This is a genomic window from Amycolatopsis sp. cg5, assembly GCF_041346955.1.
GTDB lineage: Bacteria > Actinomycetota > Actinomycetes > Mycobacteriales > Pseudonocardiaceae > Amycolatopsis.
This window is the reverse complement of record NZ_CP166849.1, coordinates 7,004,318-7,025,861: the sequence shown is the minus strand read 5'-3', so window position 1 is coordinate 7,025,861 and position 21,544 is coordinate 7,004,318. Positions and strand designations below refer to the sequence as shown.

Annotated in this window: 21 protein-coding genes; 11 read left to right on the top strand and 10 right to left on the bottom strand. The window is 68.6% G+C overall.

Annotated elements, in window-relative coordinates; translation table 11 throughout:
- The first annotated feature begins 17 nt into the window (after window positions 1-17).
- A complete protein-coding gene (locus tag AB5J62_RS31415) occupies window positions 18-770 on the top strand; it encodes an acyltransferase (protein WP_370943606.1) in 753 nt (250 codons plus the stop codon).
- A gap of 127 nt (window positions 771-897) precedes the next feature.
- Here the strand turns inward: AB5J62_RS31415 and AB5J62_RS31410 are convergent, their stop codons facing one another.
- Complete coding sequence (locus AB5J62_RS31410; RefSeq protein ID WP_370943605.1) at window positions 898-2,322, bottom strand: short-chain fatty acyl-CoA regulator family protein; 1,425 nt, start codon at window positions 2,320-2,322, stop codon at window positions 898-900.
- 227 nt (window positions 2,323-2,549) lie between these two features.
- Between AB5J62_RS31410 and aceA the strand changes: the two genes are divergently transcribed.
- Window positions 2,550-3,824 carry an isocitrate lyase gene (aceA, locus tag AB5J62_RS31405; RefSeq protein ID WP_370943603.1) on the top strand — a complete coding sequence of 425 codons (1,275 nt, stop codon included), beginning with the start codon at window positions 2,550-2,552 and terminating at the stop codon, window positions 3,822-3,824.
- Between the two features lie 74 nt (window positions 3,825-3,898).
- Entirely contained in the window at window positions 3,899-5,491 is a 1,593-nt protein-coding gene (gene aceB / locus AB5J62_RS31400) for a malate synthase A (protein WP_370943602.1), read from the top strand.
- A gap of 181 nt (window positions 5,492-5,672) precedes the next feature.
- On the opposite strand, the gene AB5J62_RS31395 is transcribed toward aceB, so the two are convergent.
- Complete coding sequence (locus tag AB5J62_RS31395; RefSeq protein WP_370943601.1) at window positions 5,673-6,191, bottom strand: TetR/AcrR family transcriptional regulator; 519 nt, start codon at window positions 6,189-6,191, stop codon at window positions 5,673-5,675.
- An 82-nt stretch (window positions 6,192-6,273) separates the two neighbouring features.
- Here AB5J62_RS31395 and AB5J62_RS31390 point away from each other — a divergent pair, with 82 nt between their 5' ends.
- Together AB5J62_RS31390 and AB5J62_RS31385 are read left to right on the top strand one after the other, a co-directional pair.
- Window positions 6,274-6,711: a nuclear transport factor 2 family protein gene (locus tag AB5J62_RS31390; protein WP_370943600.1), complete on the top strand. Its 438-nt coding sequence runs from the start codon at window positions 6,274-6,276 to the stop codon at window positions 6,709-6,711.
- Window positions 6,712-6,823: 112 nt separating this feature from the next.
- Entirely contained in the window at window positions 6,824-6,946 is a 123-nt protein-coding gene (locus tag AB5J62_RS31385; RefSeq protein WP_370943599.1) for a hypothetical protein, read from the top strand.
- 9 nt (window positions 6,947-6,955) lie between these two features.
- Here AB5J62_RS31385 and AB5J62_RS31380 read toward each other — a convergent pair whose 3' ends face one another.
- Window positions 6,956-8,209, bottom strand: a complete 1,254-nt coding sequence (locus tag AB5J62_RS31380; RefSeq protein WP_370943598.1) for a glycosyltransferase family 4 protein — start codon at window positions 8,207-8,209, stop codon at window positions 6,956-6,958.
- Window positions 8,210-8,268: 59 nt separating this feature from the next.
- On the opposite strand from AB5J62_RS31380, the gene AB5J62_RS31375 reads away from it, so the two are divergent.
- Entirely contained in the window at window positions 8,269-9,924 is a 1,656-nt protein-coding gene (locus AB5J62_RS31375; RefSeq protein ID WP_370950390.1) for a glycoside hydrolase family 2 protein, read from the top strand.
- Window positions 9,925-9,966: 42 nt separating this feature from the next.
- Here the strand turns inward: AB5J62_RS31375 and AB5J62_RS31370 are convergent, their stop codons facing one another.
- Window positions 9,967-10,758, bottom strand: a complete 792-nt coding sequence (locus tag AB5J62_RS31370; protein WP_370943597.1) for a nitroreductase — start codon at window positions 10,756-10,758, stop codon at window positions 9,967-9,969.
- Between the two features lie 207 nt (window positions 10,759-10,965).
- On the opposite strand from AB5J62_RS31370, the gene AB5J62_RS31365 reads away from it, so the two are divergent.
- The 4 genes from AB5J62_RS31365 to AB5J62_RS31350 all read left to right on the top strand — a co-directional run bounded on the left by AB5J62_RS31365 (window position 10,966) and on the right by AB5J62_RS31350 (window position 14,817).
- Window positions 10,966-11,376, top strand: coding sequence for a pyridoxamine 5'-phosphate oxidase family protein (locus tag AB5J62_RS31365; RefSeq protein WP_370943596.1), 411 nt, complete (start codon window positions 10,966-10,968; stop codon window positions 11,374-11,376).
- Between the two features lie 35 nt (window positions 11,377-11,411).
- The gene (locus tag AB5J62_RS31360) at window positions 11,412-12,056 is read left to right on the top strand and encodes a response regulator (RefSeq protein ID WP_370943595.1); all 645 of its coding nucleotides are present in this window, start codon (window positions 11,412-11,414) and stop codon (window positions 12,054-12,056) included.
- 152 nt (window positions 12,057-12,208) lie between these two features.
- Complete coding sequence (locus AB5J62_RS31355; RefSeq protein ID WP_370943594.1) at window positions 12,209-13,825, top strand: GAF domain-containing protein; 1,617 nt, start codon at window positions 12,209-12,211, stop codon at window positions 13,823-13,825.
- An 83-nt stretch (window positions 13,826-13,908) separates the two neighbouring features.
- On the top strand, window positions 13,909-14,817 hold the full coding sequence (locus AB5J62_RS31350; protein ID WP_370943593.1) for an NAD(P)H nitroreductase: 909 nt from the start codon (window positions 13,909-13,911) through the stop codon (window positions 14,815-14,817).
- A gap of 141 nt (window positions 14,818-14,958) precedes the next feature.
- Here the strand turns inward: AB5J62_RS31350 and AB5J62_RS31345 are convergent, their stop codons facing one another.
- The 4 genes from AB5J62_RS31345 to AB5J62_RS31330 form a co-directional block, all read right to left on the bottom strand.
- Complete coding sequence (locus tag AB5J62_RS31345; protein WP_370943592.1) at window positions 14,959-15,450, bottom strand: glutathione peroxidase; 492 nt, start codon at window positions 15,448-15,450, stop codon at window positions 14,959-14,961.
- 12 nt (window positions 15,451-15,462) lie between these two features.
- On the bottom strand, window positions 15,463-16,941 hold the full coding sequence (locus AB5J62_RS31340; protein WP_370943591.1) for a 1,4-alpha-glucan branching protein domain-containing protein: 1,479 nt from the start codon (window positions 16,939-16,941) through the stop codon (window positions 15,463-15,465).
- Entirely contained in the window at window positions 16,938-17,717 is a 780-nt protein-coding gene (locus tag AB5J62_RS31335) for a class I SAM-dependent methyltransferase (protein ID WP_370943590.1), read from the bottom strand. Before AB5J62_RS31335 ends, AB5J62_RS31340 begins: the two co-directional genes overlap by 4 nt.
- A 94-nt stretch (window positions 17,718-17,811) precedes the next feature.
- Window positions 17,812-18,522 (bottom strand): hypothetical protein, encoded by a 711-nt coding sequence (locus AB5J62_RS31330; protein ID WP_370943589.1) that lies wholly within the window; start codon window positions 18,520-18,522, stop codon window positions 17,812-17,814.
- A 66-nt stretch (window positions 18,523-18,588) separates the two neighbouring features.
- Here AB5J62_RS31330 and AB5J62_RS31325 point away from each other — a divergent pair, with 66 nt between their 5' ends.
- Window positions 18,589-19,341, top strand: a complete 753-nt coding sequence (locus AB5J62_RS31325) for a TetR/AcrR family transcriptional regulator (RefSeq protein WP_370943587.1) — start codon at window positions 18,589-18,591, stop codon at window positions 19,339-19,341.
- Between the two features lie 237 nt (window positions 19,342-19,578).
- Here the strand turns inward: AB5J62_RS31325 and AB5J62_RS31320 are convergent, their stop codons facing one another.
- Window positions 19,579-20,790, bottom strand: a complete 1,212-nt coding sequence (locus AB5J62_RS31320; protein WP_370943586.1) for a cytochrome P450 — start codon at window positions 20,788-20,790, stop codon at window positions 19,579-19,581.
- Between the two features lie 33 nt (window positions 20,791-20,823).
- Window positions 20,824-21,510, bottom strand: a complete 687-nt coding sequence (locus AB5J62_RS31315; RefSeq protein ID WP_370943585.1) for a TetR/AcrR family transcriptional regulator — start codon at window positions 21,508-21,510, stop codon at window positions 20,824-20,826.
- Window positions 21,511-21,544 lie beyond the last annotated feature (34 nt).

The window sequence follows — 21,544 nt, the reverse complement described above, 5'->3', positions numbered from 1 at the left end:
AGGTTACGGTCTCGGGTATGACGTCCATGTGGGGTGCGCCCGCAATGTCGAGGCTCAAGGCCTGGGGCCAGGCCCGCCGTGACCCCCGGCAGGCGAAGTTCCTGACCAAGGCCTCACTGCGCTGGGTGCTGCGCAACCGGGCGTACACGCCCTGGTACCTGGTCCGCTACTGGCGGCTCCTCAAGTTCCGGATCGCCAACCCGCACATCATCCTGCGCGGCATGCTCTTCCTCGGCAAGGACGTCGAGATCCACTGCCGTCCCGGCTACGGCCGGATGGAGATCGGCCGCTGGGTGCACGTCGGCGACGGCAACGCCATCCGCTGCCACGAGGGCTCGCTGCGCATCGCCGACAAGTGCGTCTTCGGCAGGCAGAACGTGCTCAACGGCTACCTCGACATCGAGCTCGGCGAGGCCACCCTGGTCGCGGACTGGGTCTACATCTGTGACTTCGACCACGTGACGTCCGACATCACCGTGCCGATCAAGGACCAGGGCATCGTCAAGTCCCCGGTCCGCATCGGCCCGGACACCTGGCTCGGCACCAAGGTCACGGTCCTCAAGGGCACCCGCATCGGCCGCGGCTGCGTGCTGGGCGCCCACGCGGTCGTCCGCGGCGAGATCCCCGACTACTCGATCGCCGTCGGCTCGCCCGCCCGCGTCGTCCGCAACCGCAAGGACGACTACGCCGCCGACGCGGCGCGCCGCGAAGCCATCGCCGACATGGCCCGCAAGGCCAACAAGGCCCTCCAGAAGACCCTCGAGTCCTAGGAACCCAGTGCCGGGATAAAGCCCGCTTTACTCCCGGGGATTTAGCGGGCTTTATCCCCGGGAGTAAAGCCCGCTTTATCCCGGGTTCTCACCGCGTCGCCGCGCCGGTCCCAAGCAAGCGCACCTGTCAGGACTTCGGCACCGCGGGGTAGGGGACGAAGGTGCTGGTGTTCTCGTCGACCGTGAGCTGCTTGCCGATCGTCGGGAACGCGCGCTGCGAGCAGGCCGGGCGTTCGCAGACTTTGCAACCCATGCCGATCGGGGTCGCGGCCGCGCGGTCGTCCAGGTCGAGGCCGGTGGAGTAAATGAGGCGCTTGGCGTGCCGCAATTCGCAGCCGAGGCCGACCGTGAACGTCTTTCCCGGGCTGCCATAGCCGCCGATGTTGCGGGACACCGTGCGCGCGATCCAGAAATAGCTCTTGCCGTCCGGCACGGTCGCGATCTGCGTCAAAATCTTGCCGGGTGAGGTGAACGCCTCGTAGATGTTCCACAGCGGACACGCGCCGCCCACCCGTGAGAAGTGGAAACCGGCGGCGGACTGGCGTTTAGACATGTTGCCCGCGCGGTCGACCCGCACGAAGGAGAACGGCACGCCGCGCATCTTGGGGCGCTGCAAGGTGGACAGGCGGTGGCAGACCGTCTCGAAGCCGACGCCGAAGTGGTCGCACAGCCGCTCGATGTCGTAGCGGAAGCCTTCCGCGGCCGACAGGAACGGGCCGTAGGGGAGGATCAGCGCGCCCGCGAAGTAGTTCGCGAGGCCGACGCGGGCCAAGGACCTGGCCGCAGGCCCCGAAAAGGCCCACGAGTCGGCGAGTTCGGTGATCAGGTCGTCGTACTCGAGCAACGCGATTTGCGAAGCCATGCGAAACGCCTGCTGGCCCACGCGCAGGCTCGGCGCGAGCCGCAGGACGCGGGCACGTGGGTCGTAGCGGTGCTGCTCGTCGGACGCCTGGTTGATGCCTTCGCTGGTGACTTCGACGCCGTGCTTGACCGTCAGGTATTCCCGCAGCGCACCGAGCACTTCGCCCCTTCGCAAAGGCGTCGAGACCGCCATGCGCTCGGCGCGTTCGTCCAGCTCGGCGACGTAGTTCTCGCGCTCGTAGAAGAAGTCGCGGACCTCTTCGTGCGGGAGGCTGCCTGCCGCGCTGCCGTGCAGGCCGAGGCCGTTTTCCGTGGTCAGCGCGGCCGTGTTCTCGACGGCGTTGCGGTAGCTGCGGTGCAGCTTGACCAGCGCCTGGGCGATGGTCGGCAGGTTGGTGGCGAGCTCGTTCAGCTCGGAGGTGGTCACGTCGACGCCGATCGCCTCGTCGAGCAGCGCCTCCTTCACGTCGGCGACCAGGCGGGCGGTGTCGTTGTTGGCGAAGAACTCCGTGTCGACGCCGAAAGCCTGCGTGATGCGCAGCAGCACGGGAACGGTGAGCGGCCGCGAATTGCGCTCGATCTGGTTGAGGTAACTGGGTGAGATCTCCAGCACACGAGCCAGATCGGCCTGGCTCATCGACCGGCTTTCGCGCAGATGCCGCAGCCGCGCCCCGGCGAAGGTTTTGTCCACTCTGGCCTCTCTGTCCGCAAGGTTTCCGGTTCTTCAGCGATTCCGTGAACGATTCAGAACGCGAATTCTCGCTCGTTTGCGAACCTGCGATTCGCAACCTTCGCAGAAGCGTACGGAATCTTCGCAGAAATTGGCAAATTGGCGCTCTGGATCTCGTTTCCCCGGCCGTGTCAGGGTCTTGGCCAGCAAGCCGAGACATCGCAAGATTCGCAACACCGGGAGCATCGATGACTGATCAGCAGCAGGCGGCGGCGGAACTGGCCGAGCAGTGGGCCACCGACCCCCGCTGGGAAGGCGTCCAGCGGAGCTACACCGCGGCCGACGTGGTGAAGCTGCGCGGCAGTGTCGTCGAAGAGAACACCCTCGCCCGCCGTGGTGCCGAGAAGCTGTGGAAGCTCCTGCACACCGAGGACTACATCCACGCGCTCGGCGCGCTCACCGGCAACCAGGCCGTGCAGCAGGTGCGCGCCGGCCTGCAGGCGATCTACCTGTCCGGCTGGCAGGTCGCGGCCGACGCGAACCTCGCGGGCCAGACCTACCCGGACCAGAGCCTCTACCCGGCCAACTCGGTCCCGGCCGTCGTGCGCCGCATCAACAACGCGCTGGGCCGCGCCGACCAGATCAACTGGGCCGAGGGCAACACCGACATCGACTGGTACGCCCCGATCGTCGCCGACGCGGAAGCGGGCTTCGGTGGTCCGCTCAACGCGTTCGAGCTGATGAAGGGCATGATCACCGCCGGTGCCGCCGGTGTGCACTGGGAGGACCAGCTCGCTTCCGAGAAGAAGTGCGGTCACCTCGGCGGCAAGGTGCTCATCCCGACCAAGCAGCACGAGCGCACGCTGAACGCCGCGCGGCTCGCGGCGGACGTGGCCGGTGTCCCGTCGGTCATCATCGCCCGCACCGACGCGCAGGCCGCGACGCTGATCACCAGCGACGTCGACGAGCGTGACCAGAAGTACGTGACCGGCGAGCGCACCGCGGAGGGCTTCTACACCGTCCGCAACGGCATCGACCCCTGCATCGACCGCGGCCTGGCGTACGCGCAGTACGCCGACCTGCTGTGGATGGAGACCTCGGAGCCGGACCTCGAGGTGGCGCGCAAGTTCGCCGAGGCCATCAAGGCGAAGTACCCGAACCAGCTGCTGGCCTACAACTGCTCGCCGTCGTTCAACTGGAAGAAGCACCTGGACGACGCCACGATCGCGAAGTTCCAGCGCGAGCTCGGCCACATGGGCTACAAGTTCCAGTTCATCACCCTGGCCGGTTTCCACGCGCTGAACTACTCGATGTTCGACCTGGCGCACGGCTACGCCCGCGAGGGCATGACCGCCTACGTCGACCTGCAGGAGCGCGAGTTCGCTTCGGAGGACCGCGGTTACACGGCCACCAAGCACCAGCGTGAGGTCGGCACCGGCTGGTTCGACAAGGTCGCCACCGCGCTCAACCCGACCAGCTCGACCACGGCGCTCACCGGCTCCACCGAGGAAGCCCAGTTCTAAAGCCCTCGTGAGTGGTACGGCCGGTTCTAACCGGCCGTACCACTCACGACCCCCTTTCGCTTGGAGGACTTGAGATGAAGCTGGACTACCGGATTGAGGTCACCGGACCGGAAGGCCCGCGGTTCGACGAGATCCTCACCCCCGCCGCGCTCGCCTTCGTGGCCAAGCTGGACAACGCCTTCGCAGGCCGTCGCGCCGAACTCCTCGACGCGCGCCGCCTCCGTCGCGAGAAGATCCGCTCCGGCGAGGAGACGCTCGGCTTCCTGCCGGAGACCGCGTCGATCCGCAACGACGACTCGTGGCACGTGGCGCCCACCGCGCCCGGCCTGGAGGACCGCCGCGTCGAGATCACCGGCCCGACCGACCGCAAGATGACGGTCAACGCGCTCAACTCCGGCGCCAAGGTGTGGCTCGCCGACTTCGAGGACGCCACGTCGCCGACCTGGTACAACGTGATCGACGGCCAGCTCAACCTCTTCGACGGCATCCGCCGCGCGATCGACTTCACCACCGAGTCCGGCAAGCACTACGCCGTCGGCGAGACGCCCGCGACGATCGTCGCCCGCCCGCGTGGCTGGCACCTGGTGGAGAAGCACATCCGCATCGACGGCCGCCCGGTCTCGGCGAGCCTGGTCGACTTCGGCCTGTACTTCTTCCACAACGCGCGCCAGCTCATCGCCCGCGGCCGCGGCCCCTACTTCTACCTGCCCAAGCTGGAAAGCCACCTCGAAGCCCGCCTGTGGAACGACGTTTTCCTGCTGGCGCAAGACGAACTCGGCATCCCGCGTGGCACGGTCCGCGCGACCGTGCTGATCGAGACGATCACCGCCGCGTTCGAAATGGACGAGATCCTCTACGAACTGCGCGAGCACGTCGCCGGGCTCAACGCGGGCCGCTGGGACTACATCTTCAGTGTCATCAAGAACTTCTCCTCCCACGGCGCCGACTTCGTGCTGCCGGACCGCGCGCAGGTGACGATGACCGTCCCGTTCATGCGGTCCTACACCGAACTGCTGGTGCGGACCTGCCACAAGCGCGGCGCGCACGCCATCGGCGGCATGGCGGCGTTCATCCCGTCGAAGGACCCGAAGGTCAACACGGTCGCCATCGAAAAGGTCCGCGCCGACAAGGAACGCGAGGCGGGCGACGGTTTCGACGGCTCGTGGGTCGCGCACCCCGGACTGGTCCCGGTGTGCCGCGAGGTCTTCGACGAGGTGCTCGGCGGCTGGCCGAACCAGCTCGGCAAGCTGCGTGAGGACGTCGTCGTCACCGCAGAGGACCTGCTCGACGTGGCCAGCGCCGGCGGCGAGGTCACCGAGGCGGGCGTGCGCGGCAACATCAACGTCGCGCTGCGCTACATCGACGCGTGGCTGCGCGGCACCGGCGCGGCGGCCATCCACAACCTGATGGAGGACGCCGCCACGGCGGAGATCGCGCGCTGCCAGGTGTGGCAGTGGATCCGCAACGGCACCAAGCTCGAAGACGGCACGGCGCTCACCCACGAGCTCACGGTGTCCTATGTGGACGAAGAGCTCGCTTCGATCCGGGCGGAACTTGGCCACTCCCGGCTCGATGACGCGCGCGCCATCTTCGAGGAGACCGCGCTCGGCGAGAAGCTCCCCAGCTTCCTGACGACGAGCGCGTACGCGCGGTACCTCACCGCGTGAGAGACCCCGCTCCGGTCCCTACCTGACGAGGGACCGGGGCGGTGCACACCGGGAATGGATTTGGGCCGGTGTGTGGAGCGGGTCCGGCAAAGGGTGGCTCCCCCTGCGCCGGGCCCGCTCCAAGGATTTGCCCAGCTCAGGGGTCGTGAGTGTTGAGACCGGTTAGAACCGGCGATACCACTCACGACCCCTGAGCTGCGAAAACGAGGTCCTTGGCGACCAAGGCCTCGCCGGGGTCGCCGGTGATGGCGGCCAGGACGGTCGCGCCTTCCACGGCCACGAAGATGCGGTCGCCATTGGGGCTTAGCTCGCGCAGGTACCGCCGCACTTCGTCCTTGTGGAGCCGGATGGCGGCGGCCACGCCGGACGAGGCGTTTCCCAGTTCGCCGAACGAGTTGATGAACGCGCAGCCCCGGAATCCCGGCTCGCTGAACCAGTCGTGCAGCCAGTCGAACACCGCCAGCGGATCGTTGCCCTGCGCGGTCACGTACGACTCCAAGGACGCGCGCCAGCGCTTGTCCCGTCGCAGCAGATAAGCCTCGACAAGCTCGTCTTTCGACGCGAAGCACTGATAAAGCCGCTTGAGCGACACCCCGGACTCGGTGCGGATCGCGTCCATGCCGACGGCCGAGACGCCGTGCGTGTAGAAGAGCGACTCGGCGGCGTCGAGCAGCCGCTCGGTCGCCTCGGTGTGGTCCACGACACCTGCCTCTGGTTTGGAGAACGTGCGTTCTCTAGGCTAACCGGAGAACGCACGTTCTCCAAACCTGAGGGAGCCAGCCATGCAGTTCGACGAAGAGACCGCGCGCCGGAAGGTCCAGGCCGCCGAGGACAACTGGAACACCCGCGACCCCGAACGCGTCGCGCTCGCCTACACCGAGGACTGCGTCTGGCGTAACCGCGACCGGCACGTCGTCGGGCGCGCGCAGATCGTCGAGTTCCTGACGGCCAAGTGGGCGCGGGAACTCGACTACGCATTGCGAAAGGAGCTGTGGGGCTTTCGCGGCAACCGCATCGGCGTCCGGTTCCAGTACGAGTCGCATGACGCGGACGGCCAGTGGTTCCGCAGCTACGGCAACGAACTCTGGGAGTTCGACGACAGCGGGCTGATGCGACGGCGCGAGGCGAGCATCAACGACGTCGCGATCGACGCGTCCGAACGGCGGATCAGCGGGAGCCGTCCGGAGTCGGAGCATGGGGTCCTGTTGCCCGTTTTCTGACGAAAAACGGAAATACGTACCCGTACCTAGTGATGTACTTATTGTTTCGCGGGGACGGCGCGCGGATGCTCTGCGCAGGCGGTTTCACGCCTGTCATCCCTGAGGAGTCCCCATGAAAACGCAGTTGAAAGCTGTGCTGGCCGCTGTTTTCACGGTGCTGGCGCTGGCCGGGGCCACGGTCGTACCGGCGACCGCGTCCGCGGCGCCGACCTGCGTCCGGCCCTGTCACTGGTAGTACAGGTACCTAGAGTTCGAAGGCGTTGCCCGTAGCGATCTTGGGCCGTCCGAACTCGACCGGTTCGCCCGGCTTCGCGCGGCGGTAGACGTCCGCGGTGGCCTGGGCGATCCGGTCCCAGTCGAAGTCCGCGGCGAGCCGGGACTGGGCGGCCAGCGCCCGCCGGGTCGCCGCGGTTTCGTCGTCCAGCACGGCTTCCACGGCCGTCGCCAGCGCGTCGACGTCGCCTGGCTTGAACGCGAGGCCGGTCTCGCCGTCGATCACCACTTCACCGAGCCCGCCCGCGGTCGAGGCGACCAGCGGCGCCTTCGCGGCCGCCGCTTCGAGCGCGACGATGCCGAACGGCTCGTAGCGGCTGGGCAGCACGACGGCGTCGGAGGCGGCCAGCACGGCACGCAGTTCGCGGTCGGTGAGATGCCCGACGAAGTCCACCGCGCGCCGGATCCTCAGCTTGCGCGCCTGCTCGACGAGCTCTTCGAGATGACGGCCCTTGCCGGCCACGACCAGCCGGGTGCCGGGCCGGGACCGCCGGATCCTCGGCAACGCGGCCAGCAGGTCCTGCACCCCTTTTTCCCACTCCAGCCTGCCGAAGAACAGCAGCAGCGGCGCCCCTGACGGGCTGTAGACCTCGCGCGCGTGCGCGATCTCTTCGTCGGGGACCTGCCAGCTGCGCTCTTCGATGCCGTTGTGGATGACCGTGATGTCGTCGGCCTCGACCTCGAAGAGGTGCGCGACCTCCTTGCGCATCGCCTGCGAGCAGGTGATCAGCGCGTCGACCCTGTTCGCCAGCCACCATTCGACCGAGTGCACCTGCTGGCTGAGCGGCTGCGAGAGCCAGCCGGAGTGCCGCCCGGCCTCCGTGGCGTGGATGGTGCCCACGAGCGGCACCCTGGCCGCCTCGGCGACCGCGATGGCAGGGTGGGTGACGAGCCAGTCGTGCGCGTGCACGACGTCGGGCTGCCAGGTGCGCAGCAGGTCCGTGGCCGCGCGGATCATCGCGTGGCCCATGGCCAGCGTCCAGGCGACCAGGTCACGCTCGAAGGTGAGGTGGGCGGGATCCTCGGCGACGCGGATGATCCGCACCCCGTCGACCACCCGGTCGGTGCGCGGGTGCGTCTCGGCGTCGGTGCCCGCGGTGTGGCGGCAGAGCACGACCACCTCGTGCCCCCGGCGGCTCAGGTGCCGCGCCAGCGCGTGCACGTGCCGGGACAATCCGCCGACGACCACCGGTGGGTACTCCCACGACAACATCAGCACACGCATGACACAGCAGGTTACTCACCAGTCGGTGAGACTCGAACCTCGCGGGAAAGGAGCAGGCCATCACTGTGACGGGCGGCACACTGCCGACGCCGTGGGAAGCCGACGCGCTGCCGGAGTATCCCCGGCCCGCGCTGGTGCGCGATCGCTGGCTGAATCTCAACGGGACCTGGGATTACGGCCGCGGCGAGCGGATCCGCGTGCCGTATCCGCCGGAGTCGGCGCTGTCCGGGATCGGGCGGCACGACGACCGGATGCGCTATCGCCGCGTGTTCGAGACCCCAGCCCGGTGGGCGGGTGACCGGGTGCTGCTGCATTTCGGCGCGGTCGACCAGAAGGCGTCCGTCTGGGTCAACAACCAGCGCGTCGCCACCCATGAAGGCGGCTACACGGCCTTCTCCGTCGACATCACCGACGTGCTGCGCGAAACCGGGTCGCAGGAGCTGGTGGTGCACGCGGAGGACCGGACGGACGTCGAGACGTTCCCGGTCGGCAAGCAGCGGGCGACACCGGGCGGCATCTTCTACACGGCGCATTCCGGCATCTGGCAGACCGTGTGGCTGGAGCCCGTGCCCGAGACCTACGTCTCCGGGGTGGACATCACGCCTGATCTGACGGGGTTTCACGTGCGCCCGCACATCGTCGGGCCGCACGACGGCTGGGAGGTCGTGGTCTCGACGCCCGACGGCGAGGTCGCGCGGACGACCGGCGACCGCGTCGACATCCCGGAGCCGCGGCTGTGGTCCCCGGACGACCCGTTCCTGTACGACGTGACCGTGCGCGTGGGCGCCGACGTCGTGCGCGGCTACACGGGCTTGCGCACGGTCGGCCTGCTGCCGGACTCCGAAGGTCGTCCGCGGATCGCGCTGAACGGCCGGATCACGTTCCTGCACGGCCCGCTCGACCAGGGCTACTGGCCGGACGGCATCTCGACGGCGCCCACCGACGAGGCGCTGCGGTTCGACCTGGAGAAGGCGAAGGAACTCGGCTTCAACTTCGTCCGCAAGCACGTCAAAGTGGAACCCGCGCGCTGGTACCACTGGGCCGACCGGCTGGGTCTGCTGGTGTGGCAGGACATGCCGTCGCTGGGCATGCACTTCGACGGCCCGCAGGCGCCCGAGCCCGACCCGGTGCCCGAAGCCAAGGCGCGCTTCGAAACCGAGCTGGTGGCGATGATCGCGCAGCTGCGGAACGTGCCGTCGATCATCGGCTGGGTCCCGTTCAACGAAGGCTGGGGCGAGTTCGACACCGCGCGGATCGCCGCGCTGGTCAAGGAACTCGACCCGGCGCGGCTCGTGGTCGCTTCGAGCGGGGTCAACTGTTGTTTCTCCCACCCGGATTCCGGCGCGGGCGATGTCTACGACGATCACACCTACGTCGGCCCCGGCGTTCCGCTGGTCTCGGATCAACGGGCCATTGTGGACGGTGAGTACGGGGGACTCGGCCTGGTGCTTGAGGAACACTGCTGGCCAGGGCCGCCGGATGCCTACGAAATGTGTCCTGACTCGGAGGCTTTGACTTCGCGCTACGCGGAAGTCAGTGAGGCTTTGGCCGGGATCATCGGCGAGACAGGGCTTTCCGGCGCGATCTACACGCAGCTGACCGATGTGGAGAACGAGGTCAACGGCTTCTACACCTACGACCGGCGGGTGCTGAAAGTCGACCCGAGCGTCGCCGACCTCAACCGCGCGGCCATTTCCGCAGGTCAGGACTCGTGAGTGGGATGACCGGTTAGAACCGGCCATACCACTCACGAGCACCTAGAAGGCGGTCTTGCTGACGGCCGCGAGGCCGTAGCCGAACCGGATGATCACCTGCGAGTACGTGTCGCCGTCGCGCCTGCCGCGGGTCGTGCGGTGTTTCCGGACAGCCTCCTCCGGGATGCTGTACGAGGCGGACACGCCGGACGCGGTCGCCGCGAGCAGCACGCGCTGCATCGCCTGGCCCGCGTGCAGCTGGTCGAGCGCGGTGTCGCCGCGGGAGACGATCTCGGCCACCAGCGGCGCCCGCGCGTCCCGTCCGTCCATTGTGGAATCGTGACTCTGGATCAGGTCGAGGCCTTCCGCGCGCGCGGCGCGGATCAGCGCGCCCGCGATGTTCGGCGCGACCGGGCGCCGGTCGAAGGGGTGAGGGTGCGGGCGCCAGTGTGCGATCGCGCGGTACAGCGCCTGATCAGCGAACGCCGGCGGCCGCGCACCCTTGAGCCATACTGTCGCGAGGTGACCCGGGCGTCGCCGGTTCGGCAGCAGGTGGGTCGCCGAGGACCGCCCGCTCGCCCGCAGACCGGTGCGCAGGTTGAAGATCGCCGCGCCACAGTTGACTCTGACCTCGCGTGACGGTGGCATCGTGCCCGGCCACGCCCGGTCGCTCTCCAGCCAGACCTCGACCCGGTCGTCCTCGACCTCGAAGCACCACGGCCGGGCGACGTGGGTGCCCTGCACGCGGTTGGCCACGTGCAGGGCGATGCGAACCTGGCCGTCGGTGGCCAGATCCTCGGTCGTGGGCTGGCGTTCGACCCTGATGGACCGTCCGAGCACGAATCTCGTTGTCATCGGCACCAGGCCTCCTCGCCACGACTGATTCGTGACAAAGCATGCGGGATCCGTGACACTCGGTTAAGAGACTTTGGTCCTCAAGGGCGGGGACCCATGGGCCCCTCGTCCGAACAAGTGACCTGGTTCGATGACCTTCGGCCCTCCCCGATCGCCCGGTGGCCCCGCGACAATCGATCAGCCAACGCGGGGTTACTGGAGGGTGGCATGTTCGAGACGGCGGGTGTGAACGAACTGGGTCATCGCGAATGCCTGCGGCTGCTCGGCACCGTCTCACTCGGCAGGCTCGTGTTCACCGCGCACGCGCTGCCCGCGGTCCGGCTCGTTCCGTTCGCGGTCAGGGAAAGCGCCGTCGTGGTGCGAGTGGTCGACTCCGACGTCGCCAAGGCCGTGCGTGACGCGGTCGTGGCGTTCCAGGCCGACGCGATCTCCGCCGAGCTCGGCGGCGGCTGGAGCGTGACGGTCGTCGGGCACGCCACTGGGGTCAAGAACGGCGCCGAACTCGCCAAACTGGCGGGGTTACGGCCCTGGCCTTGGGGAATACGACAGGAAGGCGCGTTCGTGCGGATCGCCGTCGAGGTCGTTTCGGGCGAGCGAGTCACATCGGAGGGAGGTTGAGCGATCTTCACCGTGGTGAAGAGAGCGGGGGATTGATGATCAAGGTGTTCCTGGTCGACGATCACGAGGTGGTGCGGCGCGGTGTCGCGGACCTGCTGGACTCGGCCGAAGACCTGCTGGTGATCGGGGAAGCGGCGACGTACGCGCAGTCGCTCGCGCGGATTCCGGCGCTGTGCCCGGACGTGGCCGTGCTCGACATCCGGCTGCCCGACGGCAACGGCATCGAACTGTGCCGCGAACTCCGGTCACGGCTGCCCGAACTCAATTGCCTCATGCTCACGTCATTCACCGACGAGCAGGCGATGCTCGACGCGATACTGGCGGGCGCGAGTGGTTACGTCATCAAGGACATCGACGGCGTGCGGCTGATCAGCGCCGTCCGTGACGTCGGCGCCGGGCGATCGCTGCTCGACAACCGGGCTGCCGCGACGCTCATGGCCAAGGTTCGCGCCGACGCCGATCAAGGCGGGCCGCTCAAAGAACTCACTGGCCGTGAACGGGAACTGCTCGACCTGATCAGTGAGGGACTTACCAACCGGCAGATCTCGGAACGCTTGCACCTGGCGGAAAAAACGGTCAAGAACTATGTATCCCGGCTGCTCACGAAGCTGGGTGTGCAGCGGCGCGCGCAGGCGGCCGCGCTCGCCAGCCGCCTGCGCGACGGCAGACGTGGCACTTAGCCTGAACGGTGCTGTCATTCCCGGTGAATGGGTGAGACCCTCAGCCAGTGACCGAGAGCGACCGTTCAGCTTCTGACGGTCCTGAGGCTGACCAACGAGACCCGATCTCCCAGTTGCGCCTGCGCGAACTCGTATCCGAAATCCAGTACCGCGTGAACCTTCTCGTGGACGCGCGCGAGCTGATGGATGGCTTGCTCGACGCGATGCTCGCGGTCACCTCCGGCCTCGAACTCGAAGCGACGCTGCGCCGCATCGTGCTCGCGGCGATCAAGCTCACCGACGCGGGCTACGGCGCCATCGGCGTGTTCAAGGCCGGTGGCGGGCTCGCGGAGTTCGTCCAGGAAGGCGTCGACGAAGGCGCGGCCGGTTCGCCTCCCGTCGGGCACGGTCTGCTCGGGTTGCTGCTCGACGCCTCGCAACCGGTGCGGCTGCAGGAACTTTCGAAACATCCGGCCGCGGCCGGTTTCCCCGACGGGCACCAGCCGATGGGCTCGTTCATCGGCGTGCCGGTGCGGGTGCGTGACCGCGTGTTCGGCAACCTCTACCTGACGGACAAGGCGGGCGGCCGGACGTTCAGCGACGACGACGGCGAAGTGTTGCAGGCCTTGGCCGCGGTGGCCGGGATCGCGATCGAGAACGTGCGGCTGAACGAAGAATCGCGCAGGCGATTGCAGTGGCGCGCGGCCGCCGACGAGATCAGGGCCGAGCTGCTCGCGGGAGCCGACGCCGACGACGTGCTGCGGCTGATCGCCGAGCGCGCGTGCCAGCTCGTCGGCGCCGACTACGGTTTCCTGGCGCTGCCGACGGATCCGGAGACACCGCCCGACGAGGTCACCGAGCTGGTGATCACGATGTCCGACGGGTTCGACGAGGGCAGCGTCGTCGGCCGGACGATCCCGATCGAGGGCTCGACGTGCGGCGAGGCGTTCCGCACCCGGATCCCGTGCCGCGCGCCCGCGTTGAACTACGACCTGTCGTCCGAGGCGGGGGTGAAACTCGGGCCGGTGCTGGCGTTGCCGCTGCGGACGGCGGGTTCGGTGTCGGGGGTGCTCGCCGTGCTGCGGGGGCTCGGCGGGGAGACCTTCGAGGCCGAGCAGGTCCCGTTCGTCGCCGCGTTCACCGACCAGGCGGCGCTGGCGTTGCAGGTGGCGCGTGAACAGCGGCAGCGCTACGAGCTGGGGCTGCTGGCCGACCGGGAGCGCATCGCCCGCGATCTGCACGACCGGGTCATCCAGCGGCTGTTCACCATCGGGCTGTCACTGCAGGCGACCCGGCACCGCAGCCGATCGCCGGAAACGCAACGGCGGCTCGGTGACGGTATCGAGGACCTGCAGGGCGTGATCAGCGACATCCGCACCACGATCTTCGACCTGCACGGTGATCACGACGGCACGTCACGGCTGCGCAAACGACTGCACGAGGCCATCGCCGAACTCACCGCCGACGCGGGGTTGCGTTCGGTGGTGCGGTTGTCCGGCCCGCTCGGCGTGGTGCCCGCCGTGCTCGCCGATCAGGTGGAGGCGGTGGTGCGCGAGTCGATCAGCAACGTGCTGCGGCACGCGCGGGCGAAGATGCTGACGGTCACCGTCGCCATGGACGACGACGTCAGCGTCGAGGTGACCGACGACGGGATCGGCATCGGCGGCAATCCCGAGGGCAACGGGCTGCGCAACCTCGCCGACCGGGCCTCCGAGCACGACGGGGTGCTGACCGTCTCGCCGAGGCCGGGCGGCGGCACGCGGGTCTTCTGGTCGGTACCCCTGCCCTGAAGACCCCCGCTTCTGGTGACTTTCGGCCCTGACGCGGCCACGCGGGGTTTTGACACAGTGCCCAAGTGATCAGCTTGCCGGAGATGCCGTGGAGAGACCCCGGGCCGTTCGACGAGTCGACCGTGCGCGAGGCGCTCACGCTGGCCATGCGCGCGCCGTCGCCCCGCAACTCGCAACCGTGGCGCTGGGTGGTCGACGGCCGGACGCTGCATCTCTACGCCGGGCGCGACCGGCAGACCCCCGAAACCGATCCGAACGGGTCCGCGCTGCTGTTCAGCTGCGGAACCACCTTGCACCATCTGCGAATCGCGCTGGCCGGGCTCGGCTGGCGCACCGCGGTGCGCCGTCTGCCTGACGCGAGCGTCCCCGAGCTGCTGGCGACGATCGAACTGACCCGCGGCGAGCCGGCCGCCGACGAGATCTCACTCGCCGCCGCCATCGGCCGCCGTCGCGACGACCCGCGTCGCTACAGCGACTGGAAAGTCCCCGAAGCGCACCTCACCTGGCTTTCGCGGTGCGCGGGCGCCAAGGGCGTGGTCGCCGTCGAACTCGTGCGTGACGGCCCGATCCGGCCCCGGCTCGTGCACGCGATCGCCGAAGCCGAGCGACGCCGATCCGTCGATCCCGCGCTGCTGCTGGAACTGCTCGAGCTGAACGGTTTCGCGTGGACGTCACCGACACTCGACTTCGACCGCGAATCCGAGCTGTTCGTGCTCGGCACCGGAGCCGACGACCGGCAGGCGCGGTTGCGCGCGGGCGAAACCGCGAGCCGGGTACTGCTCACCGCCACCAGTCTCGGCCTGGCGAGCTGCCTGCTGACCACGCCGCTGAGCATCGCGGACACCCGCGCCGTGCTCCGCACCGAACTGCTCGGCGGCTGGTTCCCGCAGGCGGTGATCCGGGTCGGCTGGGCGCCGGTCAGCGCCCAGCCGGTCCCGGACGAACCCAGGCGCGCCCTCGACGAGGTCGTCCAGTTCGTGGTCCCGGCCTGACCTGGGCTTATGCCGGTTGTCCACAGGGTTGCTCAACTGTGGACAACCTGCCCATGTTGATCTTGGTCGGCGGGGTGCCCGGCGGGGTGCCGATAAGCTGGACGTGGGGCCGGCCCCCTGGGAGTGGCGGGGGATGGGGAGTTACGCGCGGGGCAGAGCGGCTTCGAGGGCCTTGACGAGGGTTTCGTCGTCGGGGGTGGTCTGGGGGCGGAAGCGGGCGAGGACTTCGCCGTCGGCGCTGATCAGGAACTTCTCGAAGTTCCACTGGATGTCGCCCGCGGCGCCGTCGGCGTCGGCGGCCTGGGTCAGCTCCGTGTAGAGCGGGTGGCGGTCGTCGCCGTTCACGTCGATCTTCTCGAACAGCGGGAAGCTCACGCCGTAGGTGGTCGAGCAGAACGTCGCGATCTCCTCGGCGCTGCCCGGCTCTTGGCCGCCGAACTGGTTGCACGGGAAACCGACCACGGAGAAACCCTTGTCCGCGTAGGTTTCCTGCAGCTTCTCAAGGCCGGTGTACTGCGGGGTCAGGCCGCACTTGGAAGCGACGTTGACCACGAGCAGCGCCTTGCCGCCGAGCGAGCCCAGCGTGGACGGCTCGCCGGCGAGCGTGCGCAGCGGGATGTCGTGAATGCTCAAAGTTCCTTCTCCCTAGAGGTTTCGTGCGTCGAGATGTCCGAACGGGCGGTCCTGTGCCCGGTATTCCGCGGCGAGGCGCTCGCGGTCCGGTGAGCTGATGAGCGCGTCGAACCGCTCGGTGTGCACCCGCGCCCGGCGCCGCGCGTAGTCGGCGGCCGAGTCCTTGGTGACCATGAAAGCCCAGTCGCTGGACAGGGCGAGCATCGCTTCCATGACGGCCTGGTCCCGCACGGCGTCGCGCGCGGTTCCCGGCTCGACGTGCTTGAGAAGCCGTTCCTGCAACGCGGCGTTCGCGTCGACCATGTCGGCGACCTGCTCGCCGTCCCAGACCCGCCAGTCCTTGCCGGAGCCCCACGAGGACGCGGGCAGGTCGACGGCGCCGCCGACATGTCCCGCCTCGGCCGCACCGCGCAGCGTGGTGACCCGCACGCCCGCCTCCGGCAGCGCGCGCAGCACGCCTTCGAGCCACGCCGGGCCTTCGTGCCACCAGTGGCCGAACAGCTCGGTGTCGTAGGCGGCGACGACCATCGGCTCGCGGTCGTGCTGAGCGCGCAGCTCGCGCAGCCGCGTGACGACCGTGTCCACGAAATCCTTGACGTGCAAGCGAAGCGTGTCCGCGGCGAGCGCCGGGTCGTAGGGCGCCTTGTCCGGCGGCTCGACCGTCTTGCCGGTCACGCGAGACGGCTTGAGCCCGACCCGGTGATCCCAGGTGTGGAAGTCGCGGTAGGCGGCGTGCCCGGGGTAACCGGCCTTCGGCGACCACACGCGGTACGTGACTTCGAGATCGCGTCCGAAGCACAGCACGTCCGAGTCGCCGACCGTGCGCGCCTGCGATGTGTCGCCCTTGAGCGACGGCCCGTCGACCATGAAGCGCCGGACGCCCGCCTGCGCGTAGCCGATCTCCATGCCGGGTTCGTAGCCGCATTCGGGCGCCCAGATGCCTTCCGGCCGATGGCCGATCCGCAGCGCGGTGTCGTCGAGACCGCCGCGCAGCGCGAAAGCCCGGATGCGCGGATCGAGCAGCGGCTGGAACGGGTGCGTCAGCGGCCCGCCGAGCAGCTCGATCGTCCCATTGTCCACAAAGGACCGCAAGACCGGCGAGAATCCGTGCCGCCATCGGGTTTCCAGCGCTTCGGAGGCGCGCATCGCGGTCCGGTGCTCGGCGGCGGCGAGTTCGCGCAGCAGCGGATCGCCGTGCCAGAGCGTCGAAGCCTGCTGCGCGCGCAGCTGCCAGTGCCCGAGCCATTCGTGGAACGTGCGCAGGCTGTACGGGTCGTCGAGCTGCGCGGCGAGCACCGGCGTGACGCCCAGCGTCAGCACGTCGCGTTTGCCCTCGTCGGCGAACCGGTCGAGCAGGTCGACCATCGGCAGGTACGAATGCGCCCACGCCTGGTAAAGCCATTCCTCGCCGACCGGCCAGGAGCCGTGGTGGGGCAGCCAGGGCAGGTGGCTGTGCACGACCAGGCAGAACGTGCCTTCGCTCACGGTCACGGCCGGACCGCCACCGCGACGAGGTCCAGGCTGGCGTCGAGATCGTCACCGTGCATGGTGAAGTCGCCCGCTTGGATGGCCGCGACGTCCGCGAGCAGCTCCGGCGGCCAGGTGGCCTGGCCTGGCAGATGCCCCATCACGACGTCGAGCTGCGCGTCGATGATCGATCCGCCGTAGCGCGCGTCGAGTTCCTTGAGCGGCTCGCCGTGGTGCAGGCCGTGCAGCAGTTCGACCTCGAATCCGGCGTCAGTCAGCAGAGAGTCCAATTCGGACGGTGCGAGCTCCCTGGTGTGAAAGGGATTGAGTGGAGTGTCGCTGTTCGGGCTGAAGGTGATCCGGTTCGGCGTCGTCACCAGCAGCTTGCCGCCAGGCTTGAGCACGCGGTGGCATTCGGCGAGAAAACCGCCCTGGTCCCACAGATGCTCGATCACCTGGAAGTTCGCCACGACGTCCACAGTGGACGACCGCACCGGCAGATACGCGAGATTCGCCCGCGCGACGTCCACCCGTGGGTACCGCCGCGCGACGTGTTCGGTGGTCTCGACGTCGTAGTCCAGCGCGAGCACACGCTCGGCCGTTTCCGCGATCAGCCCGGCGCCGTAACCCTCGCCACAGCCCGCTTCGAGCACGGTCGCGCCGTCGCAGTAGGGCAGCAGCGCGAGGTAGGCGGCCTCGTGACGCCTGAACCAGTACGTCTCCTCGGCGATGCCGGGCACCGTGCGTTCCCCGGTCAGGTGCAACGCGTCGGCCCGCAGCGTTGACTCGGGAGACTCCATGCCGTTCGACACCCCGTCGGTTCGGTGGGACAGCTGTCCAACGAACCGTAGCCGACGGGCGTCGCCGACCGGCAGGTCGTCGGCGTGACCGGGGTCACCTCCGGTCGCCGCGCTCCGCCAGTGCGGTCTCAAGATCGCGCATGCCCGCCGAGTAGTCGCTGTGCGGGACTTCTTTGGCGCGGGCAAGGAAGTCGCGGGCGCCGGTCAGGTCGTCGACGCGGAGCGCGAGTTCGGCGCGGTAGAGCAGTGCTTCCAGCAGGTCGGCGGGCGCGGCCGTCTCCCCGTGCCGTCGCAACCCGTTGTCCAGTACCCGGGCGGCGTGCTCTTCGGAACCGCGGGAATCGCCCTGCACGATGGCGGTCTGCAGCGCCGCGGCGAGTCCGGTCGCCACGGGTGCGGTGTCCTCGGTGTGGTCGGCGAAGATCCTGATCCAGTTGCCGCCGGGGTCGACGACGCTGAAACCCGAGACGCCGTCCGCGTTCTTCCTCGCGCGTGGCCGGGTGATCCGGGGGATCCTGGAGACCAGCAGCTTGCCGTGCACCGCGCGCATGCCGTCGGCGAACGCCTGGAACAGCTCGCCGGTGTCGGGCACCGCGACGATGCAGGTCCCGTACGAGTTCTCGGGCTCGAAGTCCGGCATGCCGAAGAACTGGAGGTGGAGGTCTTCGCGCCGCAGTCCCACGCACGGGTTCGGCCGGACTTGGTAGTACGTCTGCTCGAAGCCCAGCATCTCGTAGAACTCGACGATCTCGTCGATGGAGCGGCAGGGCAGCAGCGGCACGGTCTTTTCGTTCGCCAAGGTCATCTCCCCAGGTTTCGTACGGCGTACGGTACGCCGTACGAAACCGAGCGTACGGTACGGTGTACGGAAATGGCAAGCAAACCTGACCTGGCCCGCGGCATCTACCTGCTGTGGGGTCACCACCCCGCGCCGGGACGCTCCGGCCTGACCGTGACCGCGATCGTCGCCGCGGGTGTCGAGCTCGCCGACGCCGACGGACTCGACGCCGTCTCCATGCGCAAGGTGGCCGAACGGCTCGGCGTCGGCGCGATGTCGCTCTACGGCCACGTGCCCGGCAAGGACGAGCTCACCGCGCTCATGGTCGACGCGGTGCTCGGCGAGCTGTACGACGACGTCGGCGCCGCGGCCGGGGCAGGCGATTGGCGCGCGGCCATGAAGTTCGTCGCCGCCCGGAACTGGGAGCTGTACGAGCGGCATCCGTGGCTGCTCGACATCCGCTCGACGCGGCCCGACCTCGGCCCGAACCTCAGCCGGAAGTACGAAACCGAGCTGCGCGCGCTCGACGGCATCGGCCTGCCCGACGTCGAGATGGACGCCGCGCTCACCCTCGTGCTCGGCCACGTGACGAGCACCGCCCGCGCGCGCCGGGCCGGCGCGCGGGCACAGGCCGACTCCGGGATGACCGACGCCGAGTGGTGGGGTGTCGTCGCCCCGATACTCGACCAGGTCATGACCGACGGCGACCTGTCGGTGTCCGCGCGGGTCGGCGGCGCGGTCGGCGCCGAGTTCAACGCCACGCAGGATCCCGCGCACGCGCTCGGCTTCGGCCTCGACACCATCCTCGACGGCATCCAGGCCCGCCTCACCACGAAGCCGGGATAAAGCGGGCTTTACTCCCGGGGATAAAGCCCGCTAAATCCCCGGGAGTAAAGCCCGCTGAACGTCGCGGGATAAAGCCCGCTAAATCCCCGGGAGTAAAGCCCGCTGAACGTCGCGGGATAAAGCCCGCTAAACCCCCGGGGATAAAGCCCGCTGAACGTCGCGGGATAAAGCCCGCTAAATCCCCGGGAGTAAAGCCCGCTGAACATCGCGGAGTAAAGCCCGCTTTATCCCGGGTCTTCAGCCGGCGAGGAGGGGGAGCTTGCGGACGCCGGTCATGTTCGGGCTGGGCTGGAACTCGGGGCGGGCGTCCGGGTCGGCGCGCAGCGTGGGGTAGCGGTCGAGCAGGAGGTTCATCGCGACGCGGCCTTCGAGCCTGGCCAGCGGCGCGCCGAGGCAGAAGTGGACGCCGCGGCCGAACGCCAGGTGCGGGTTCGGGTCACGGGTGGCGACGAACGTGTCCGGGTTGGTGAACGTGCGCTCGTCGCGGTTGGCGGCCGCGACCCACACCATGATCATGTGGTCCGGCGGGATGACGGTGCCGTCGAAGTCGGCCTCGACGTTGGTCACCCGCGCGACCGCCGCGAACGGGCTGAGGAAGCGCAGCGACTCCTCGATGACCGACGGCACGGTAGAGCGGTCGGCGCGGGCTTTCTGCCATTCGCCGGGATGCGCGTCGAGACAGAGCATCGTGTTGCCGAGCAGCATGGTGGTGGTGATGTGCCCGGCGACCAGCAGCAGGTTCGCGAAGTTCGCCACCTGCGCCGGGCTGAGGCTCTCGCCGTCCACCTGCGCCTCGATGAGCTTGGTGAGCAGGTCCTCGCGGGGACGGCTGCGGCGCTCGTCGGCGTGCCCGGTGATGTAGTCGATGAGGTTCTGGCGCACCTCCATCCGGTCCTTCAACCGCGCGCGCTGCTTCTCCGTCGGCTCGTTCAGCGTGAACTCTTCGTCGTTGTCGAGCAGCCCGTCGACCCAGCCCTTGAACAGCTCGCGATCACTCGCCGGGACACCCAGCAGTTCCGCGATCACGATGACCGGCAGCGGGTACGCGAGGTTCTCCACCAGCTCCAGCCGTCCGGTGCCGTCGACGGCGTCGAGCAGTTCCGTGGTGACCTTGGCGATGCGCGGCTCGAGGTCGGCGACCACCTTCGGGGTGAAGGCGTGGCTGACCAGCTTGCGCAGCTTGGTGTGCATCGGCGGGTCGAGCTGGATCAGGTTGCCCGCGGAGAGCGCGTCCTTGTCCTCGTCGGGGAACGTCCCGTCCGGCACGACGCGGATGATGTCCGACGAGAAGGTGGCCGGGTCGGCGAGGATCCGCAACGCTTCCCGGTGCCCGTAGACGTTCCACATCCCGGACCTCTCACTGAATTCGACGCGCTTCTCCGGCTGTTTCCCGCGCAGCCAGAACTGTGCCGAGTGGACGCCCCAGCTGTCGGCGAGTGTGGTGGTCATCGTTCTCCCCTTGTCCACGCCGACGCGCCGTCATCAGCCGGGCTCGGCGTAAATTCCCTTGTGGTAGATGGAAAGCAAGCCTTCGAGCAGCGTGACCAGCTCGGCCGCGGTCGCCGCGACGGCGGCCGGGTCCGCCGGTTCGGCAGGCTCGAACGCACTGCGCACCGTGTACGCCAGCAGGTCGGCTTTGCCCTCCAGCGTCAGCCCGGTGCCGTCTTCGCTGACGTTGTCGACGAGATAGAAACCGGCGCCGACGGCTTGCAGCGCGTACTGCACGTGCGGCACGTCGGGCCGGATCAGCCCGCGCGCGGCCATCATGTCGGCGAAGCGGTCGCCGACGATCGTTTCCTGTGCCTGATAAGAGGAATCGCGCTTCAGTGAGCCGAGCAGCTCACTGCTGTCGCCGGTGAGCAGCGCGAGCATGAGCGGGCGCCGCATGGTGGCCAGATAGGACGCGCGCAGGAACCGGTGTGGCACGACCTCGGCCGGATCTTCCCTGACCCGGTCGAGCAGTTCGCCTGCCAGCTCGATGTAGCCGCGCAGAATCACGGCTTCGAACAGTTTTTCCTTGGTGCGCCAATGCAGATAGACCGTGCCCTTGCCGATGCCCGCCTGCCTGGCGACGTCCTCGACGGTCACCTTCCGGTAGCCGTAGCGGATCAGCAGCGCGGCCGCCGCGTCCAGGATCCGGTCCGCCCGGTCCTTCGATGGTTCTGGCATACGGCATGTTCGCATACCCCCTGACTTGTTGACC

Bases quoted from the DNA above. Each gene is read 5' to 3' on its own strand.
- AB5J62_RS31415 (WP_370943606.1), top strand. From the start codon at position 18: ATGACGTCCATGTGGGGTGCGCCCGCAATGTCGAGGCTCAAGGCCTGG.
- aceA (WP_370943603.1), top strand. From the start codon at position 2,550: ATGACTGATCAGCAGCAGGCGGCGGCGGAACTGGCCGAGCAGTGGGCC.
- aceB (WP_370943602.1), top strand. From the start codon at position 3,899: ATGAAGCTGGACTACCGGATTGAGGTCACCGGACCGGAAGGCCCGCGG.
- AB5J62_RS31390 (WP_370943600.1), top strand. From the start codon at position 6,274: ATGCAGTTCGACGAAGAGACCGCGCGCCGGAAGGTCCAGGCCGCCGAG.
- AB5J62_RS31385 (WP_370943599.1), top strand. From the start codon at position 6,824: ATGAAAACGCAGTTGAAAGCTGTGCTGGCCGCTGTTTTCACGGTGCTG.
- AB5J62_RS31380 (WP_370943598.1), bottom strand. From the start codon at position 8,209: ATGCGTGTGCTGATGTTGTCGTGGGAGTACCCACCGGTGGTCGTCGGC.
- AB5J62_RS31370 (WP_370943597.1), bottom strand. From the start codon at position 10,758: ATGACAACGAGATTCGTGCTCGGACGGTCCATCAGGGTCGAACGCCAG.
- AB5J62_RS31365 (WP_370943596.1), top strand. From the start codon at position 10,966: ATGTTCGAGACGGCGGGTGTGAACGAACTGGGTCATCGCGAATGCCTG.
- AB5J62_RS31360 (WP_370943595.1), top strand. From the start codon at position 11,412: ATGATCAAGGTGTTCCTGGTCGACGATCACGAGGTGGTGCGGCGCGGT.
- AB5J62_RS31350 (WP_370943593.1), top strand. From the start codon at position 13,909: ATGCCGTGGAGAGACCCCGGGCCGTTCGACGAGTCGACCGTGCGCGAG.
- AB5J62_RS31335 (WP_370943590.1), bottom strand. From the start codon at position 17,717: ATGGAGTCTCCCGAGTCAACGCTGCGGGCCGACGCGTTGCACCTGACC.
- AB5J62_RS31330 (WP_370943589.1), bottom strand. From the start codon at position 18,522: ATGACCTTGGCGAACGAAAAGACCGTGCCGCTGCTGCCCTGCCGCTCC.
- AB5J62_RS31325 (WP_370943587.1), top strand. From the start codon at position 18,589: ATGGCAAGCAAACCTGACCTGGCCCGCGGCATCTACCTGCTGTGGGGT.
- AB5J62_RS31320 (WP_370943586.1), bottom strand. From the start codon at position 20,790: ATGACCACCACACTCGCCGACAGCTGGGGCGTCCACTCGGCACAGTTC.
- AB5J62_RS31315 (WP_370943585.1), bottom strand. From the start codon at position 21,510: ATGCCAGAACCATCGAAGGACCGGGCGGACCGGATCCTGGACGCGGCG.